Genomic DNA, 16681 nt, shown 5'->3' on the forward strand with positions numbered 1-16681 from the left:
GAGCACCAGACCAGAAAACTACATTTTCGATTGAATTGCAGATAATTTCTCAAATCATATAACCGAAAACGGATGGCGATTTGGAAAAATAAAGCACTAAATTGCAACGTATTTTTATCATGCGTTATGTCTTTGTTTGGATTCAAGAAGGAGAGAAAAAATAAGTTTGGCTGGTTTGGTGACTATAAAAACTGGGATGAGCTCAAAGCGCTGACCGGAGGTTATGAAGAGCAGTCTATACTTGACATAACAAAGCACGCATTGTTAAAAGTGAGAAATGGCGAAGCTGTTTACGAGCGTGACTCCGTTCTTTTTGATAAAAAGCTTTACCCCTACTCTGTGATTACCGCCCTGCTTTACGCAGCAGCAGAATGTGGAGGCTCTTTGAATGTCATCGATTTCGGCGGATCTCTGGGTAGTACCTATTACCAGGTAAGAGACCTGATCCCACCCTCTGTCTCAATCAACTGGAGTGTGATAGAGCAGAATGCCTATATCAAATGCGGGCAGGAACACTTTCAGGATGAGACGCTTCAATTTCACTTCACCATAGCGGAAAGCCTTAAGGCAAAGAAAGCCGACATTCTGTTGCTTTCCAGTGTGGTTCAATACCTTCCGGATCCACATGCATTCCTCAAAGAGATACAAGATTATGGTTTTAAATTCATTATTATTGACCGGACTGCATTTGTAAAAGGAGAACGGGCGGACCGGTTGACCCTACAAATCGTCCCTCCTCACATTTACACAGCACAATATCCCGCCTGGTTTTTTAATGAGAAAAATTTTGTGGCTCATTTCAAGCATTACCAGATCAAAACGGAGTTTGAATCTTCCGTTCCAGGAGAAGAAGAAATGGAAATTGACGGTAGCAAACAGGGTTATGACAAAGGTTTTTTTCTGATCAGAAAAAGCTGATAGGTAAAGTTCAGGGGATTACGCTAAGGAGAGTCTCAAGGTACGTAAGGCTCTGGTCAAATGTGCCTCCACTGTTTTGGATGACAAACACATGATCACTGCAATTTCGGCAATGGTAAGTCCTTGCTGACGGCTGTATTTAAATACCATTCTGCATTTCTCTGGTAGCTGCTCTGCAACAGCTGACAAATACTCTTCAAGAAATCTGGCATAGATCACCTGCTCATCCCACTGAATTGTTTCTGGCCGGTGGTGCTGTGCAATCAGTTTTTGGTGTAGCTTATTTGCCGCTACAGATTTGAAAACAGCCAATTTAACAGAGCGGATCAGGTAGGCCGGCAGTGAATCAATATGCATTTTACCTCTTCTTTCCCATACACTCATAAATACGTCCTGTACGATATCTTCAGCTATCAAACTGTCTTTGGCAAAACCAAAAACGATATGCTGCAGCTGCCTATGGTGCCGGCTGTATACATCCACAAACTCTTTTTCATTAAAAGCTTGTACTTTTTGCATTCTGAGAAATGCCGCACATAATAAATCACCATTTGGATGTATTTCCATCAATTCGATAACATAACTAGAACAGATTCCTTTTATTCGAGGCTTATTTAAACATTCTACAATACTCTATATAATCAATAGACAAAATAAAGTATTATGCATCATAAAACCAACAAGAGTATGGTTTTTTGCCTGACTAGCTACATATATACTTCTAATGGACCTTAGATTTTTTTGTCACTCAGCAACTCCAACTCATGTCACTTACAATTAATTTCTTCTTTGGGGAACTAGCCATTTTCATCAAATAGAAAACAATGATGTGCTTCTTCTCTATTTAATAATCAGTAAACAGAGTTTATTCTATGCCAACTATAACTAACATACAAGAAGCACCTACTATTCATGAATATATTAACTTAATGATTAAAATATATCCAAAACAAACACTGGAGCATATTAATAAATACATGAAAATTAAAATAATTAATGATGAGTAGTAGAAATAGTTATCTTTCTTTGGGCTATTAATTAAATAATCTTTCAACTAATATGGAATCATGAGAGTAACACTATTTGCCGCAGTAGCTCTTTTGGGAGCTATGACCCTTTCTTGTCAGGAGGATAAGCTCACAACTGAAAATCAACTATTACAAAGTAACGGTACTATCTTCAAATCAGTTGAAGGAAGTGTAATACTAAGAGATGGCATTCTGGATTTTGAAAACACGGATGTGCTTATCGCTTTTAAAAAGAAGATTACGGAAGATACGTCCTTTCAACAATCTGTTCGTGATCAAACAGGTAACAACTTACTTGTAAGCCAGTTGGATAAACAAACAATTTCAGGTCAGAAAAAAGAAATTCTTGAAAACCTTGCTCCCGCATATCCTTTCATTCTGAATAATGACGCAGCTTACGTTGTTGGTAAAGAATATGTAAGATTTGGCCAGAGGAATCAGTATGCTATTGAGGAAGCGAAAAAAAACGAGATCAATTGGGGGGACGAAGAGAACATCGATAATAAAAAAGTATCAGTGTTTAAATATGGAAAATTCACCAAAGTACTGTCTTCAGATAGTCCAAATGCCAGGGCCGACTTTGGCCCTTGGCAAGATTTGGTAGGTGGCGGGCAGCGAGAATTTTATCAGGTCAGCCCTACAAGCGGAGATAGAAAATGGATTGATGAAATATATAGCAGACAGGCTTATTTAGGCACAGCCAGAAATCCTAATAATCCAAGTGATCCAAATTGGTATGACAGACATGATATCTCTGTAACGTTTCTTATTCGTCTATTCTCAAAGTCAGGTAGAAGATGGAATAATACAACTATTGCACGCGAATTAACCCCTCATTTCAGCTGGCAACTGAAGTTCGGTCCAAATCCGAGTACTGCTCCCGTCTTTGGATCTGGAACAGTTGGCCCACCTTGCTGTGTCAGTGTAGTTCCTGTGACTATATATACTTCGGGTGACTATTTTCTCCCGATGGCTGACCTTACGTATGTCGACGTTTATGGTACACATAATTCAAGTTTGTGGTATCTTGAAGGAAGCGGCACTATCAAACACAGAATCACTGGTGATGTTGCAGCTAACGACTGGACTCGATCTTGGACCTGGTAAAACTTAACCATTATATTAAAAGCCTGTATTTTCATTGTGCAGGCTTTTAATATAATGGTTATTACAAAGGCACACTTTCCTCGCAGGAATTAAAAGCTTCCTTTTTTGTCACTCAAAATCACCTCAACTTATTGTAGCAAATAATTTCATAACAAAAAGACTTTACTTTACCTTTGAAAATCGCCAATTTTGAAGGAATCGTTATCGCTTTTCAAAACAGAAGAATAACCAGTTTTTATGGCCACTGTCTGCCTTTAACTTATTCATATCGGATAGAGCTCCGAATCACCAGGACTTACTACCGTTTTCAGTTGCTGCGCATAGGCTTTGGCTTTCTGTACATCCCCTTTTTTCTTGAAAACTTTGTAAAGCCCCCACAAAGCATTGGCGCTGTTTGGCTTCTTTTTAGCAAGCTCTTCGTAAGCTTTTTGGGCAAGGCTGTACTTCCCCGCCTGCAAATGCACCTCAGCCAGGCTGATCAAAACAGGTCTTGCGTAGGAAGGCGGTTCGCTGTAACCCATGTCGTGCTCTTTTTGCTTCGCCTTTACCAGCAATGCAACCGCTTCATCATACTTGTTTTGAAGGTTTTTGATCAATCCCTGTAGTTCCAGTGATGCCACATTAAGATCAGTCAGACGGCGGGCTGCTATCAGATCCGCCTTGTCTGCCTGTGTGCTGTTGCGGTACAAATGAGCATCGAGCGCATCTGAGAATTTCAGCGCTTCATCAGCCTTACCACGTTTTACAGCGTCCATTCCAAGTGCAAACAAATACAGACCATCCTTATAGGCAATTGCTTTTCCTGTGAAAACGCTGTCCTTATCATTAATCAGCTTCAGTCTGTCAGCAGCTTTGCGGTAGTTACCAAAGCACAGTTCCATTTTAGCCGGAGCGATAATGCCCTGATAGAAAAAACGGCCTTCGTACTTCGCCTTACGCTCTTTGGTCACAGGCATCTTCTGTAATTTTTCAGCATAATAAAGCGCCGTTTTATAGCGGCCATCCTCTGCGCAATTGGATAGCAGATAGTTGATGTTGTGAATGTAGTTCCAGGTATCTACCTCAGGAATCCCCTGCTTTGCCATATAGATAGAGTCCACCGCAACAGCTCTCACAAAGGCTTCATGCGCTTTTTGGTACTGCCCCAACTTGTAATATACGTGCCCTGGCATATGGACCATATGTGCTGCACCCGGCGTAAGACTTGTAATCGCTTCAGAGCTTTTTAAAGCTTCTCCCGGGCAGCAATTCTCCATCAGATGTATCCAATAATGATGTGCTCCTGCGTGATCAGGATACTTTGTCAAAACATCACGCAGCAGGAATTCGCTGTAAATCTGGCCATCTCTGGGATTAAGCTCTACGTCGTATCCGGTCATCTTACTTAGTGCCAGAAACAGCTTTGCATCCACATCTTCCGGATATTTATGGACAATTATTTCAAGCTTTTGCTGATATGCTTTTTTGCTGTTTTCTCCTGCCGCATCTCTCAGCAAGATCGCCTCTGCGTACAATCTCTCTTTTTCGTTGGCAGCCGCTTTCAGCTGTTTGAGTTTTCTGACAGCCAACTTTTTATCTTCGTCAAAGTCGGGTCCTTCTGTCGCACCGATCGCACTGTACAATCCCCAATATGGCATCAGCGCAGCAGAATCATTTTTGATTGCTTCTTTGAAAGATCTGTATGCTTCAAAATCCCAGAAGTCGTGCAGTAGCGCCACTCCCTGACCAAAATAACGCTGCGTAAGCGGCGAGCTCGTTGTTATTTTAAGATCTGAACTCCCCACGCCTTCAAGGAACTGCGCCGGCGGTAGATTATGAACATAAGCCGTTTCCTTTCTGTAGGCCTGAATATGATCCAGGTGATTGTGTGCAAACTCATTTTCGTCAACGTGACTGGCATGGTCATGACTTGCGGCAGCTTCCTTTCGCCCTTCACGCTGTGCAAATACCGACACGGAGACCATTGAAAATAATAAAAACAGAAACTTCATAGATTAACAGATTTTGGAACAGATATAATTGCCTTGACTGGTTAGCAGCACCGGTGATGTAAACCGGTCACTAGCCATGTACAGTACTGTACGACAACTCATCTCTAACCCTGCATCAGTTTCAAAAAAATTTACGAATTGAAAAATATTCCCCGAGGGTATGACATAAGGCTGTCACAAGCCTGGGCTTGTTTTGTGATGTAAGAGAGTTATCACCCAAAAACAAAAAAAGAAATGTTTAATGTATTTGTTCAAATCAATTGGCTGAGCGTGTTGTGCGCATTCATTCCCTACTTCATGCTCGGCGCATTGTGGTTTACTTTGCTATTTCCAAGATCGTATCATTTGTCGCTGGGAAAAGCAATGCAGCCTCAGCAAAAGCCTGAGCTTATCTTTATATTTGGTCCGGCGCTATGTTGTTTGGTAATAACCATAGCAACCGCAGTATTGCTCTATGCGCTGCAGATTAGCACGCTTAACGATGCTTTGATTCTTGCCACTATTATCGGTGCCGGATATCTGGTTGCGAATACGGTCAATATTGCCATTAACCCAAATATCCCCCGGCCGCTTTTGTATGGGCTTATTTCCGGAGCTTACCATATGACCGGAATTACCATCGTTTGTATCATTCTGGTTTTGATGAAATAATCCGGGAGCGGCAAATGATTCTTATGAAGCGACAGAGTTTCTCATTTGCCGCTAACTCTTCAGATTTAATGGTATTTTTGAGTTAAACAGAATAGATTATGCCGGAAAAACAAATTGCAACTTTTACTCCGCGAAGCAAAGAAGAATGGCGCGCTTGGCTGCAACAAAATCACCTGAAGGCAGAATCTGTGTGGCTTATCTACTTTAAAAAGCATACTGGCCTACCTACCGTGAGCTGGAGTGATACCGTTGACCAGGCTTTATGTTTTGGCTGGATCGACAGTCTGGTGAGGCCGATAGATGAAGAAAAATTCATGCGCTTGTTTACCAGGCGGAAACCTAAAAGCGTCTGGTCCGCAATCAATAAAGAAAAGGTAGCAAAGTTGATTGAGTCAAATCTGATGATGCCCGCCGGCTTGTCAGCTACGGAAACAGCCAAAAGCAATGGATATTGGGACAAACTAAATGACGTTGACAACCTGCTGCTACCGGCGGATCTGGAATCAGCACTCGGCCAAAATGAACCTGCCAGAATTTTCTTTCACCAAATGAGTAATTCTGCGAAACGCAGCTTGTTGCAATGGCTCACAATGGCAAGAAAAGATCAGACCCGCAGTAAACGGATTATAGAAATTGTTGACTGCGCAGCAAAACAAGTAAGACCAAAAGCTGTAGCCTGGGCAAAAAATGAATGACACTGAAGTAAGCAGACTTGCCAGATTAGTGAGCCTGACAACGCTGCTGCAAACAAAACGTACGCTTACTGCTACTGAACTGGCCTTGCGGTTTGGTGTAAGTACACGCACCATTTACCGGGATATCAAAACACTCGAAAGTGCCGGTGTGCCTGTTATGACGATTGATGGGAAGGGTTACGCCCTGCTTGAAGGTTACAGAATTCCACCGGTGATGTTTACGCAGCAGGAAGCGCTTTCTTTACTTACTGCAGAAAAACTGGCATCAAAGCGGACGGATGTAAAGACTGCGGAGCTGATCAGAGCAGCCATGGATAAACTTCGCGCTGCCTTGAAATATACAGGCCGGGACCATATTGAAAGTATGACATCCCGGATTCAGGTATTGGACGTTCAACATGGCATGTCCGGCGATAATACCTATCAGGCATTGCTCGGTGCGATCTCCGCGCATTACCTGGTGCATATCAGTTATCAGTCTGCGGATGCGAACTCAGTAATAAACCGAATTATCGAGCCCATTGGGTTGTACCTCAGCCAGCATTGGCACGTTGTTGCTTTTTGTCGTTTAAGAAATGATTTTCGTGATTTCCGGCTGGATAGGATCAAGGATACAATGGTGTCTTCCGATACATTCCCTGTCCGAACTGAAACATTACAAAGGTACTGGGACCAGGAGCTTAAAAGAAGAACGAAACAAAAAGTAACAGTTATCATCCTGACAGAGCAAATCCCCCGCCCATTATATCAGCAGTTCAACGACAGCAAACTTTTGTATGGTTTCTCAGATCAAAAAAAACTTTCCAAACACGAATCAGAAATGATATTTATGGTTGGAGATCTGCATTATATAGCCAGGTGGATGCTGACTTTTGCAGGATATGTGAAGATTATTGAACCTGTCGAGTTAAAGCATCAGCTAAAACTACTGGCAGAACAGGCTTTCCATGCTTTTGGATATAATGAAGGGTGATTTTTGTACATCTAACGCCCCTGCTTCATTTAGTCTTGCAGGAAACTTTCCAGGTCATAAAAACCAGAGAGTTACAAACCACTTGGAGAAGAGAAGATCAGGCCACTGACACCAGCTCTTTTTCATCCAGTTTCGGCATCTTTTCCAATTCTTTCACCAGAGAATCCCTTAATATTGTCAGTTTATCAATATGTCCGCGGCAGGAAACTGAGATTTCCCCATCATCGTCTACCACACCCAAAAGATGGTTGTACTCTCTGAGAAGGGACTCGTGGCGCATGGCTATCTCAGAGAAAATCATTCTTTGGTCTTTCGATATCTGATCTTTATCCGGACCGCTCACAGTGATACTGCCCAGCTCTCCGTCGTCGAGACTGCTCTTCATCGAATCATAAATATTGCCAACATCTTTCTTGAAGAGCACAGTCGTCAGGTAACCATGACTGCATATCTTACGCAGCTTATAGGATGTATCCAGACTCATTACAGAGCGCAATAATAATTCCTGCTTTTTGTACATCCGCCAGATTCTGGCTATGCATCCCACTATTTCTCCCCCGTTGTTCATCATCATCATTGTTAAGCTGTAAATATTGGTTCCATCAGGAAGTTGGTATATCTACGGATACATCACCGCCTCTGGCCTGAAATAACTATAAAAATTATTCCTGATGAAAAATGTCCCGAATCTCTCCTGATGCGCTGAGCCGGCTTAAACTATCTCTACAACCACAGAGACTACAACCTACTTGTTTATAGCACGTTACATATATACTCCTTTAACAATAGCTTAAAATGTGTAGATCAGAAAAGGGAAATAATTGCCCGTTACTTTAAACATGAACTCAGGCATGGATTTGTTTGCAATTGGCCTATCAAAGCGTAAAAGTTAAGCAGCTGCATAATCCGCCACGATGGATTCGCAAGACCATTGCAGTTTGCTCCGCATTGATGCAACCAGGCCGTTAAAAATTCCTTGAACTATCAGGTTCATTCAATTCCTAAATCAGATCTAAATGAGCAGCAAAGAAATTTTTCATGTAGAGGGCTCCCCGGAATTCAGGCAGCTTGTAAGAACAATTTTTAAAGAGTTTTTGCCACGTTACAGTGTAAGAAGCTTTCAGGGGGGTAGCGAACTGTATCAATATATGGTTATGCAATCTTCAGACAGCTATACAGGGAAGCTCCCATCTCTGATTATCATGAATATAAATCTGCCCAGCCTGAACGGATACGAACTACTGAAGCTTATAAGACAAACACCGTCCAACTCTTCAACCGACTGGAAAACCATACCTGTCGTCATGTTTGGAGAATCCGAAAGCCAGGAAGATGTAGACCGCTGTTACCAGGCCGGAGCCAATTCTTTCTTTCTTCGCCCTTCGGAGCCAGATCAATTACGAAACATACTAGAAACGCTGTGCAACCAATGGTTAGAACATAACCCGCAGACACCACCGGAGAATAACAATACACAGCAGCCCGGTTGGATTTAAAGGTCATGCAGCTTATCAGGGGAGCTTCATACAACAATACCATTGCCTGTCTTGTTGTATGAAGCTTTATTCCTGCACTAGCTATCCTGCAGTATGAGCTCCTTATCATTTAAATCGCGCTGCTTTCTATATTCCACGCGAAAGCGTATTTTCTCGCCGAACATATCATGGTCTGGTGTATAAAACCGCCCGTCGTGAAAGGTGTTTTTATCAGAGGGCAGCTCTCCATGTATCCGGTTATAGTTTTCCAGGAAAGCTACCAGCGCATAAAACATACTTCTCCACCATGCCTGATCCTGCTCTGCGCTTCCTGTACCCGGTAGATGCGAGCCCGAATAGGACTGTCTGGAGACATGTACTTTATAAACATACATGTTGCCTGATTCTGTGTGGAGCATTTTAAACTGACCTGAAAATCCTGCAGGTTTTCCATCCAGTAATACTTTACTTGAAAATACAAGGGTCTTCATTTGTTTTAAGAGTTGTGGTGGTAGTCTTACAATTCAGCAAGCTTCTTTAATCGCATTTTAATAGCAATTTCTAAGCCAGAGCCACTGTCCCATAGTTTTTCGCCATCAAATTTTAAGCACTATTCCTATTAATAAGTATCTGGATGGCTACTTGAAAATATGAGTCAGTTTTTCTCCGATTTGTGCTGGAACAACTTTTGTTATAATGGCTCGACCAAAAAATAAATCACTATGGAAAACGACACAAACTCAGATCCCAAATTTAAATCCGGTACCCAACCTAATGCTGAGCCGGCATTACAGGAATTATTCCTTGATTGCGTAAGGGATATTTTCTGGGCCGAAAACCATCTGGTCAAAACGCTGCCCAAGATGGCGCAATCTGCATATGCAGCGGAACTGGCTGATGCAATAAACTTACATCTCAAACAGACTAAAATTCATGTTGAACGTCTGGAGCAGGTCTTTTCAATTCTTGGCAAAGATCCAGTTGCCAAAAAATGCGATGCGATTGAAGGTATCACCAAAGAAGGAGAAGGAGTTATTGAGAGTACGGACAAAGGCACGGCGACCCGCGACATTGGCATCATTTTATCATCACAGAAAGTGGAGCACTACGAAATCGCATCCTACACAGGGCTGATTATGCTTGCTCATACACTGGGGCATACTGAAGTCGCTAAAATTTTACAGGAAACTCTGAATGAAGAGCTGGAAACGGATCAGCTTCTTACAAAAATTGCTACCGGCAACATCTTAAATGAGGCATCTGAGGAAGCGTAATTAAACATTATTTAAAAGTATGGCGAAAGAACAGAAACCACAGATTCAGGAAAAATTACAGCCTGAAAATGACAAAATCAAAGATTTGACCCGTAATATGGAAGATTCGTCGGGAGAAGTGATGAATACCAATACAGGTCTGAGAATTAACGATGACCAAAACTCGCTGAAGGCTGGCGAGCGTGGTGCTTCACTATTGGAAGATTTTATTCTCCGCGAGAAAATTACCCATTTCGATCATGAACGAATCCCGGAACGGGTAGTGCATGCGAGAGGATCAGGCGCTCACGGTGTCTTCAAGGTATATGAATCACTGGACAAATACACAAAGGCGCAGTTTCTGAATGATACAGAAATCGAAACACCTGTATTTGTACGTTTCTCAACCGTTGCCGGGTCGAGAGGATCCACCGATCTCGCCCGCGATGCACGGGGATTTGCCGTAAAATTTTATACACAGGAAGGAAATTTTGACTTGGTGGGAAACAACATGCCCGTATTCTTCATCCAGGATGCTATGAAGTTTCCCGATCTGATACATGCTGTGAAACCGGAACCGGATAACGAGATGCCACAAGCGGCTTCTGCTCACGACACCTTTTGGGATTTTATTTCGGTTATGCCGGAATCGGCGCATATGATTATGTGGGCGATGAGCGACCGTGGAATTCCCAGAAGCTACAGAATGATGGAAGGGTTCGGGGTACACACGTTTAGACTCATCAATGCAGAAGGAGAAAGCCACTTCGTAAAATTCCACTGGAAGCCGCTGCTTGGCGTACATGCTGTTGCATGGGATGAAGCGCAGAAAATTTCCGGTAAAGATCCTGATTTTCATCGCCGTGATCTGTGGGACGCTATCGAAAGTGGGAATTACCCGGAATGGGAACTGGGACTACAAATCGTTCCTGAAAGTGACGAATTCAAATTCGACTTTGACCTTCTTGATCCGACAAAAATCATCCCGGAAGAACTCGTTCCAGTGCAGCGTGTTGGCAAACTGACTTTGAACCGAAATCCGGAGAATTTCTTTGCGGAAACAGAACAATCTGCTTTTCACATCGGACACATCGTTCCGGGAATTGACTTCACGAATGATCCGCTGTTACAGGGCCGTTTGTTTTCTTATACAGATACGCAATTGATCCGATTGGGTGGCCCCAATTTTCAGGAGATTCCCATCAACCGGCCAATCGTACCGGTACATAACAACCAGCGCGATGGATTTATGCGCCAGACGATCAACCGGGGAAAGGTGGCTTACGGGCCAAACAAATTAGACAACAATTCACCTCGCCAGGCCAAGGCCTCTGAGGGCGGGTTCACATCTTATCCTGAACGTATTGATGCCAGAAAGATCAGAGCCCGCAGTAAAAGTTTCCTTGACCATTTCAGTCAGGCTAGGCTATTCTTAAACAGCCAGTCTGAACCGGAGAAAAACCACATGATTGATGCTTTCAGTTTCGAATTGGGAAAAGTCAATTCAGTCGAAATACGCACACGTATGCTGGGGATACTCTCACTAATTGATAAAAAGCTGGCAAGCGAAGTGGCTTTCGCATTGAGGCTGCCTGTTCCTGAGGATCCCGAACTTCCGGTGAACCTGAGCTTCCCGGCAGATGCAGATCCTGCAGACTACGATCCGATCATGAAAGACGGAAAAGTAGTTATATCCGACGCCCTCAGCATGGCCAACACGCCGAAAGACAGTATTGCGACAAGAAAAATCGCGTTTCTGATCGCGGACGGGGTTAATGCCAAATCTGTAAATACGGTTAAATCAGCATTGGAAAGCCAGGGGGCAGTTGTTGAAATGATTGCACCAAGACAAAACTATGTCATCGCTGAGTCTGACGAGCAGATTCCTGTACAGCACAGTTTCCTCACGGCGGCGTCCGTGTTATTTGATGCGGTATATGTTCCTTCAGGTACAAATAGTGTGGCAGCCATAGAGGCTGAAGCTGATGCGGTACATTTCCTGAATGAAGCATTCAAACATTGCAAACCGATTGCGGCTGATCTTGGAGCTATTCAGGTTTTGGAAGCTACCTATTTTGCAAGAAAGTTACCGGAAGACTTTTCCGAAGAATCAGTGTTGCTTGATGGTATTGTCGTAAACGAGGACACCGGAAAACTTGCTTCTCTGTTTGCGAAAGCGATTGCTCAGCACCGTTTCTGGGACCGGGAAGTGCCCCGAAAAATTCCGGCATAAACGAAAAAACTGGTCGTCTTCTTAAAGGCGACCAGTTTTTGTTTCACTGACAATTACTATTATTCAATCTGTGGAGAGCAAATCCATCGCCCCCGCATTGCCCTGTTGGGCGGCCAGATCATAAGCTGATAGACCTCTGACGTCGACTATAGTGAGATCAGCCCCTTTCTCTCGGAGCAAGTGTACCATATTGTTCCTGCCAAACATGGCTGCGAACATCAGCGCTGTGCCACCATTACCATGTTGAAGATCCAGATCGGCCCCGTGCCGGATCAAAAGATTTGCAATCTGATCATGGCCCTTAAAAGCTGCACCCATCAGTGCCGTATTACCGCCGTGGTCGGCAGCATTTACATCCGCCCCCGCATCCAGCAACATACCCGCAGCTGCAACCTGATTATTATAGCAAGCCACAATTAGCGCAGTATGTCCTTTTTCATCGACTAAATCTACGTTTACACCTCTGCTAATAAGCTCTTGTATCACCTCTGTGTTGCCCACTCTCGCAGCATGAACAATCACATTTGTATAATCTTCCATGTCACCATAATTATTGAATCTCCAATCTAAAAGAAAATACTGAGATCATTGTTAAGATTGAAATTTAAGGTAAAAATCATTTTGCCAAACTAGTGTCGTATGACCCGATCTTTAAACATTTTTTTCGATCAGATACTGTCGTAATACATTTTCAAGCCTGCCACGGGTTGCATGGTCGGCACATTCCACCCGGAAACGGATACCCGACCTGTCATCACCCAGAATATGTAGCTTAATAGGACAGTCATCAAAATTATAAGCGAAAACCAAATCCTGCATTCTGTCGAAATGAGTAGCAGAATCGTTACGATGCTTATTAGTTCTTTTAAAAGAATTTATGACAGCTATGTTTTCCATCTTTGTCTGACTATTTATTTAGAAAATCACCAGCACAGGGTACAAAACCATGCCAGCCAGATCATTTCTTTTCCTTTTTACCCTTTTTTTCTTCCTTGTCTTTTGACCCGAAAACTTTTTGGAGAAGGGTTTTCTTCTCCCCTGTTTCCGCTTTTACTGAGCCTATATTGATCTCATTGTCGATAGAAGGCTGAAGTGCATGTATAAAAGCATTTTGCAATACTGTGCCAATAGCAATCCAGATATTGGCTGAAGGCGAATCCAGTTTCCCTTTAAAAGGAATTTTGGTCGCCACCTGATCTTTACGCTGGTTCTCAAAGAGTTCTCCCACACCTCCGGCTACAGCCTCCCATAATTTCTGAAGAAGATTATCTTTCCGATCTTCTTTTCCCAAAATGTCCAGGTTATTGATAACAGGTTTTACATAACCTGTAAAAGCATTTTCCTTGGCAGCTACCTCAGAATACAATCCAAAACGCCCGTCGTTGACATCCACTTTGGCATAGGCCTGAAAAAAGTCATTTAGCTTTACCAGATTCGTATTCTTCAACTCTGCACTCACATCAAACGTGGGACTGCTTCCCAATGGATTAAGCTTCGCATGTACGTCAAAATTGCCCTCATAAATCATCGCACTCATATCAATCGTGGCAGGCAAAACAGTAGAAGAGTCGTAGCTGTTTTTCAGATTTTTAGCAGTCAGGAACAGACGGTTCGCTTCAATATCCACTTTAGGGCTACTGGTATTATCCTTATACCGGATCGTTCCGTTATTGATAGTGAGCACGTTGATATCCAAAGGCATAAAACCTTCCAGAACCTTTTTGAAATCTGCAGAATCCTTTACAACCTGCTTAGGTTCAACTTTGTCCTTTGTGAATATGAGCTGCGGACGGTCTACGGTAATTTTACTGACGATAGAGCCTTTAAATAATGCCTTCCACTCAACGGATAAGTCGATCAATCCGGCAGAAAAGAAGGGTGTCTGATTGCCGGTAGCCGTATCTGACTTATTCAGATATATGCTGTCGATTTTGTAAGCACCCCTGATAATAGCCAGATCAATGTCTTCAATGTGCCCGTAATAACCATCCATTTCGGCCAGAGTCTTATTGGCATAATGAAGTACCACATAAGGCAGCGCAATTCTGAAAATGATTAAAAGGCCGATCACAATCAGCAATACATTTCGGAGTCGTTTCCTGGAAGTTCTTTTCATAACGGGTATAATCTGTATCGGAGCCGTGTACAGAAAACATTATGCCAGTCGAAATTACAGGTAGAGCTAGTGAGTGCCTATAGCCATCTGATCAGGGTTATTCTGGTACACAGGCAGCTGTAACCGGAATTCAGTTCCCCGTTCACTGGTAGTGAATCCGATCTTGCCGCCCATAATAGCTGTGAATTCCTTGCAAAGCGAAAGCCCCAGCCCCACCCCACGCTCGCTGGATGTGCCTTTGGTAGAAGTGAGTTGCGAAGAAAAAATTTCAGACTGTTTTTCTATCGGAATGCCCACTCCCGTGTCAGTTACTGAAATAAGGCTATCTGTATCCGTTTGCTCTCCTTTCACATAAACACTACCTCCCGTTGGGGTAAACTTAACAGCATTGTTGATCAGATTTCGCACGATGATATTTAACATCTGCGGATCTGCATAAGCCTGCTGGTTATCGTCAATCGAAACATGCAGCCTTATATTTTTTTCTTCTGCAATGGACTTATAGATTTTAAGCGTGTCGCTGATCGCTTCATGAACCAATACCTTTTCCGGACGGTAATCCCGGTTATCCATATTGGTTCGTGCCCAACTAAGCAAATTTACCAACAAATGCTGCGTATCAGATGTAGCCTGGTTCAGATCCGCCTCAAATTGCTTCCGGTCTTTGTCTTCCAGTTCCATTCTGGTGAGTATCCACAAATACTTTTTAATATTATTGAGAGGTGTGTTGAAATCATGAGAAATAATGGAGATCAACCTGGCTTTCTGCTGATCCATTTCCATGATTTTTCTGGTCTGCTCTTCGGCCTTATTTTTTTCCTGCCGGTAGTTGTTGATAATGTAAGACAAGCCGGCAAACATGAGCACGATATTGACCACGTAGGTAGAGGTTATATCAACAAAATAATCCTTGCGGGAAGGATAGGAATAAAGATTTGTATCCGCATGGGTATATTCCCAGAAGATCAGTCCGCCAACAAGTACAATATTGAAAAGTGTCCAAAACAAGTATCTGCTCCTGGGCATAGTAGCCATCGTCATAAAATGAACCAGACAAAAAGATAAAAGTGTGGAGCCCGAAATACCCGAATTGACAAAGTAGTTGACACAAAAAAATGCGTTAATCAAAAGGGCATAGATCGTTTCTCCCAGGATCGTTTTGTTCCCGAATCTGGAAACGTAAAACAGATAAATAATCAGAGGCAGAAGCAAAAAACTGGCCAAAGCCGCCTGATACATGCCAATCGCAAGACTGAACGGCACATTGTACAGCATTACGGCGCCAATCACCAGGGATATTGAATGGTATATGCGGGCGTGCAACGGGAACTGATCAATATCCCCTTTCAGAAATTCCCAAAGCTCCAGAATTCGTTTGATAAGATGGGACACGGGACTGAAAAATCCGGATCCAATTTCAGATTTACTGACAAATTGTTTTTTCACGAAATGATTACTTATTTGATACAAACGTAAGTAGGTATCTGTCGGGATTGAGCAACAGGAATGTGAGCGCAAAACGATAAGACAAAGTAATCGATATTAATCTACTTTATAATCTCCTGCAATACTGACTTTGGTCATATTCCACGAAATTTAACATTTTCAACTTCTTACAGCATGTACTTCGAAGCGATTACTTCCCGTAAGCGGATCTGTGCGCTATCCGGAGACTTAGCATAATTTTTGCTGCATATATTTTGTTGATTATCTTAACTTTAACCTACATCAATTATGGCTGACGACACAAATAAACAGGACAACAGGGATCGCAGCAAAGTTTCGGCAAGCGAGGATTACGAAATAAACTATATCGTCAAAAAAATGGGCGTTACAGTGGAGCAGGTCAGAGAGGCTATTGAAAATGTGGGCAACCACAGGGAAAGAATAGAAGGATTTCTAGCCAATAAAAAATAGACACTCTTCCCGGTTTTCGGTTCTTTTCTGCCGGTAACCGGGAATTTTATGTCCGGTGTATTCATGATCGGAGATTGCTGATTACGCCCTTTACTTATGCATTACAACCAGTGTACAGTCATAAAGCTAAGTAGCCAAATTGCATATTTTTATCAATATTTTAGAGGATACAAATATCCGGTGGTACACTACCATAATTTTCTATAAAAGCCTGAAGCAAATCCCCTGCACGGCAAACAAATCTCAAAATTATCCTCATATATTTGAACTGGCCGGAGCCTGAAAGCAATCATGCAGAAAGGACTCACCCGCCAATCTCCCTGA

The 16681-nt window shown here is 42.7% G+C and carries 17 protein-coding genes; 9 read left to right on the forward strand and 8 right to left on the reverse strand.

What is annotated here, in order from left to right; all coding sequences use genetic code 11:
* The first annotated feature begins 126 nt into the window (after positions 1-126).
* Positions 127-918 (forward strand): methyltransferase, TIGR04325 family, encoded by a 792-nt coding sequence (locus tag DSL64_RS05325; RefSeq protein WP_229216969.1) that lies wholly within the window; start codon positions 127-129, stop codon positions 916-918.
* An 18-nt stretch (positions 919-936) separates the two neighbouring features.
* Here DSL64_RS05325 and DSL64_RS05330 read toward each other — a convergent pair whose 3' ends face one another.
* On the reverse strand, positions 937-1437 hold the full coding sequence (locus DSL64_RS05330) for a sigma-70 family RNA polymerase sigma factor (RefSeq protein ID WP_158547882.1): 501 nt from the start codon (positions 1435-1437) through the stop codon (positions 937-939).
* Positions 1438-1985: 548 nt separating this feature from the next.
* On the opposite strand from DSL64_RS05330, the gene DSL64_RS05335 reads away from it, so the two are divergent.
* Positions 1986-3053 (forward strand): hypothetical protein, encoded by a 1068-nt coding sequence (locus DSL64_RS05335; RefSeq protein ID WP_115829635.1) that lies wholly within the window; start codon positions 1986-1988, stop codon positions 3051-3053.
* A gap of 263 nt (positions 3054-3316) precedes the next feature.
* On the opposite strand, the gene DSL64_RS05340 is transcribed toward DSL64_RS05335, so the two are convergent.
* Complete coding sequence (locus tag DSL64_RS05340; protein ID WP_115829636.1) at positions 3317-5044, reverse strand: tetratricopeptide repeat protein; 1728 nt, start codon at positions 5042-5044, stop codon at positions 3317-3319.
* 234 nt (positions 5045-5278) lie between these two features.
* Between DSL64_RS05340 and DSL64_RS05345 the strand changes: the two genes are divergently transcribed.
* The 3 genes from DSL64_RS05345 to DSL64_RS05355 all read left to right on the forward strand — a co-directional run bounded on the left by DSL64_RS05345 (position 5279) and on the right by DSL64_RS05355 (position 7363).
* The gene (locus DSL64_RS05345; protein ID WP_115829637.1) at positions 5279-5695 is read left to right on the forward strand and encodes a DUF1761 domain-containing protein; all 417 of its coding nucleotides are present in this window, start codon (positions 5279-5281) and stop codon (positions 5693-5695) included.
* A 98-nt stretch (positions 5696-5793) separates the two neighbouring features.
* Complete coding sequence (locus DSL64_RS05350; protein WP_115829638.1) at positions 5794-6390, forward strand: YdeI/OmpD-associated family protein; 597 nt, start codon at positions 5794-5796, stop codon at positions 6388-6390.
* Positions 6383-7363 carry a helix-turn-helix transcriptional regulator gene (locus tag DSL64_RS05355; protein ID WP_115829639.1) on the forward strand — a complete coding sequence of 327 codons (981 nt, stop codon included), beginning with the start codon at positions 6383-6385 and terminating at the stop codon, positions 7361-7363. The genes DSL64_RS05350 and DSL64_RS05355 overlap by 8 nt, the downstream gene beginning before the upstream one ends.
* 97 nt (positions 7364-7460) lie before the next feature.
* On the opposite strand, the gene DSL64_RS05360 is transcribed toward DSL64_RS05355, so the two are convergent.
* Positions 7461-7940, reverse strand: coding sequence for a hypothetical protein (locus DSL64_RS05360; RefSeq protein WP_229216970.1), 480 nt, complete (start codon positions 7938-7940; stop codon positions 7461-7463).
* A 439-nt stretch (positions 7941-8379) separates the two neighbouring features.
* On the opposite strand from DSL64_RS05360, the gene DSL64_RS05365 reads away from it, so the two are divergent.
* Complete coding sequence (locus DSL64_RS05365) at positions 8380-8859, forward strand: response regulator (protein WP_115829640.1); 480 nt, start codon at positions 8380-8382, stop codon at positions 8857-8859.
* A 77-nt stretch (positions 8860-8936) separates the two neighbouring features.
* Here DSL64_RS05365 and DSL64_RS05370 read toward each other — a convergent pair whose 3' ends face one another.
* Entirely contained in the window at positions 8937-9329 is a 393-nt protein-coding gene (locus DSL64_RS05370; protein WP_115829641.1) for a hypothetical protein, read from the reverse strand.
* Positions 9330-9560: 231 nt separating this feature from the next.
* Between DSL64_RS05370 and DSL64_RS05375 the strand changes: the two genes are divergently transcribed.
* Positions 9561-10112 (forward strand): YciE/YciF ferroxidase family protein, encoded by a 552-nt coding sequence (locus tag DSL64_RS05375; RefSeq protein WP_115829642.1) that lies wholly within the window; start codon positions 9561-9563, stop codon positions 10110-10112.
* Between the two features lie 19 nt (positions 10113-10131).
* Positions 10132-12324 carry a catalase gene (locus tag DSL64_RS05380; RefSeq protein ID WP_115829643.1) on the forward strand — a complete coding sequence of 731 codons (2193 nt, stop codon included), beginning with the start codon at positions 10132-10134 and terminating at the stop codon, positions 12322-12324.
* 63 nt (positions 12325-12387) lie between these two features.
* On the opposite strand, the gene DSL64_RS05385 is transcribed toward DSL64_RS05380, so the two are convergent.
* From DSL64_RS05385 to DSL64_RS05400, 4 genes are all read right to left on the reverse strand, one after another.
* On the reverse strand, positions 12388-12864 hold the full coding sequence (locus DSL64_RS05385) for an ankyrin repeat domain-containing protein (RefSeq protein WP_115829644.1): 477 nt from the start codon (positions 12862-12864) through the stop codon (positions 12388-12390).
* A gap of 111 nt (positions 12865-12975) precedes the next feature.
* Positions 12976-13221 carry a hypothetical protein gene (locus DSL64_RS05390; RefSeq protein ID WP_115829645.1) on the reverse strand — a complete coding sequence of 82 codons (246 nt, stop codon included), beginning with the start codon at positions 13219-13221 and terminating at the stop codon, positions 12976-12978.
* Positions 13222-13282: 61 nt separating this feature from the next.
* Positions 13283-14440 carry a DUF748 domain-containing protein gene (locus DSL64_RS05395; RefSeq protein ID WP_115829646.1) on the reverse strand — a complete coding sequence of 386 codons (1158 nt, stop codon included), beginning with the start codon at positions 14438-14440 and terminating at the stop codon, positions 13283-13285.
* Positions 14441-14506: 66 nt separating this feature from the next.
* Positions 14507-15886 carry a sensor histidine kinase gene (locus tag DSL64_RS05400; RefSeq protein WP_115829647.1) on the reverse strand — a complete coding sequence of 460 codons (1380 nt, stop codon included), beginning with the start codon at positions 15884-15886 and terminating at the stop codon, positions 14507-14509.
* A gap of 288 nt (positions 15887-16174) precedes the next feature.
* Here DSL64_RS05400 and DSL64_RS05405 point away from each other — a divergent pair, with 288 nt between their 5' ends.
* The gene (locus tag DSL64_RS05405) at positions 16175-16357 is read left to right on the forward strand and encodes a DUF3606 domain-containing protein (RefSeq protein ID WP_115829648.1); all 183 of its coding nucleotides are present in this window, start codon (positions 16175-16177) and stop codon (positions 16355-16357) included.
* Positions 16358-16681: the final 324 nt, after the last annotated feature.

This window comes from Dyadobacter luteus (genome assembly GCF_003383615.1).
GTDB lineage: Bacteria > Bacteroidota > Bacteroidia > Cytophagales > Spirosomataceae > Dyadobacter > Dyadobacter luteus.

Excerpts from the sequence above, each read along its gene's own strand:
- DSL64_RS05325 (WP_229216969.1), top strand. The coding sequence starts at position 127 with ATGTCTTTGTTTGGATTCAAGAAGGAGAGAAAAAATAAGTTTGGCTGG.
- DSL64_RS05330 (WP_158547882.1), bottom strand. The coding sequence starts at position 1,437 with ATGCAAAAAGTACAAGCTTTTAATGAAAAAGAGTTTGTGGATGTATAC.
- DSL64_RS05335 (WP_115829635.1), top strand. The coding sequence starts at position 1,986 with ATGAGAGTAACACTATTTGCCGCAGTAGCTCTTTTGGGAGCTATGACC.
- DSL64_RS05340 (WP_115829636.1), bottom strand. The coding sequence starts at position 5,044 with ATGAAGTTTCTGTTTTTATTATTTTCAATGGTCTCCGTGTCGGTATTT.
- DSL64_RS05345 (WP_115829637.1), top strand. The coding sequence starts at position 5,279 with ATGTTTAATGTATTTGTTCAAATCAATTGGCTGAGCGTGTTGTGCGCA.
- DSL64_RS05350 (WP_115829638.1), top strand. The coding sequence starts at position 5,794 with ATGCCGGAAAAACAAATTGCAACTTTTACTCCGCGAAGCAAAGAAGAA.
- DSL64_RS05355 (WP_115829639.1), top strand. The coding sequence starts at position 6,383 with ATGAATGACACTGAAGTAAGCAGACTTGCCAGATTAGTGAGCCTGACA.
- DSL64_RS05360 (WP_229216970.1), bottom strand. The coding sequence starts at position 7,940 with ATGATGATGATGAACAACGGGGGAGAAATAGTGGGATGCATAGCCAGA.
- DSL64_RS05365 (WP_115829640.1), top strand. The coding sequence starts at position 8,380 with ATGAGCAGCAAAGAAATTTTTCATGTAGAGGGCTCCCCGGAATTCAGG.
- DSL64_RS05370 (WP_115829641.1), bottom strand. The coding sequence starts at position 9,329 with ATGAAGACCCTTGTATTTTCAAGTAAAGTATTACTGGATGGAAAACCT.
- DSL64_RS05375 (WP_115829642.1), top strand. The coding sequence starts at position 9,561 with ATGGAAAACGACACAAACTCAGATCCCAAATTTAAATCCGGTACCCAA.
- DSL64_RS05380 (WP_115829643.1), top strand. The coding sequence starts at position 10,132 with ATGGCGAAAGAACAGAAACCACAGATTCAGGAAAAATTACAGCCTGAA.
- DSL64_RS05385 (WP_115829644.1), bottom strand. The coding sequence starts at position 12,864 with ATGGAAGATTATACAAATGTGATTGTTCATGCTGCGAGAGTGGGCAAC.
- DSL64_RS05390 (WP_115829645.1), bottom strand. The coding sequence starts at position 13,221 with ATGGAAAACATAGCTGTCATAAATTCTTTTAAAAGAACTAATAAGCAT.
- DSL64_RS05395 (WP_115829646.1), bottom strand. The coding sequence starts at position 14,440 with ATGAAAAGAACTTCCAGGAAACGACTCCGAAATGTATTGCTGATTGTG.
- DSL64_RS05405 (WP_115829648.1), top strand. The coding sequence starts at position 16,175 with ATGGCTGACGACACAAATAAACAGGACAACAGGGATCGCAGCAAAGTT.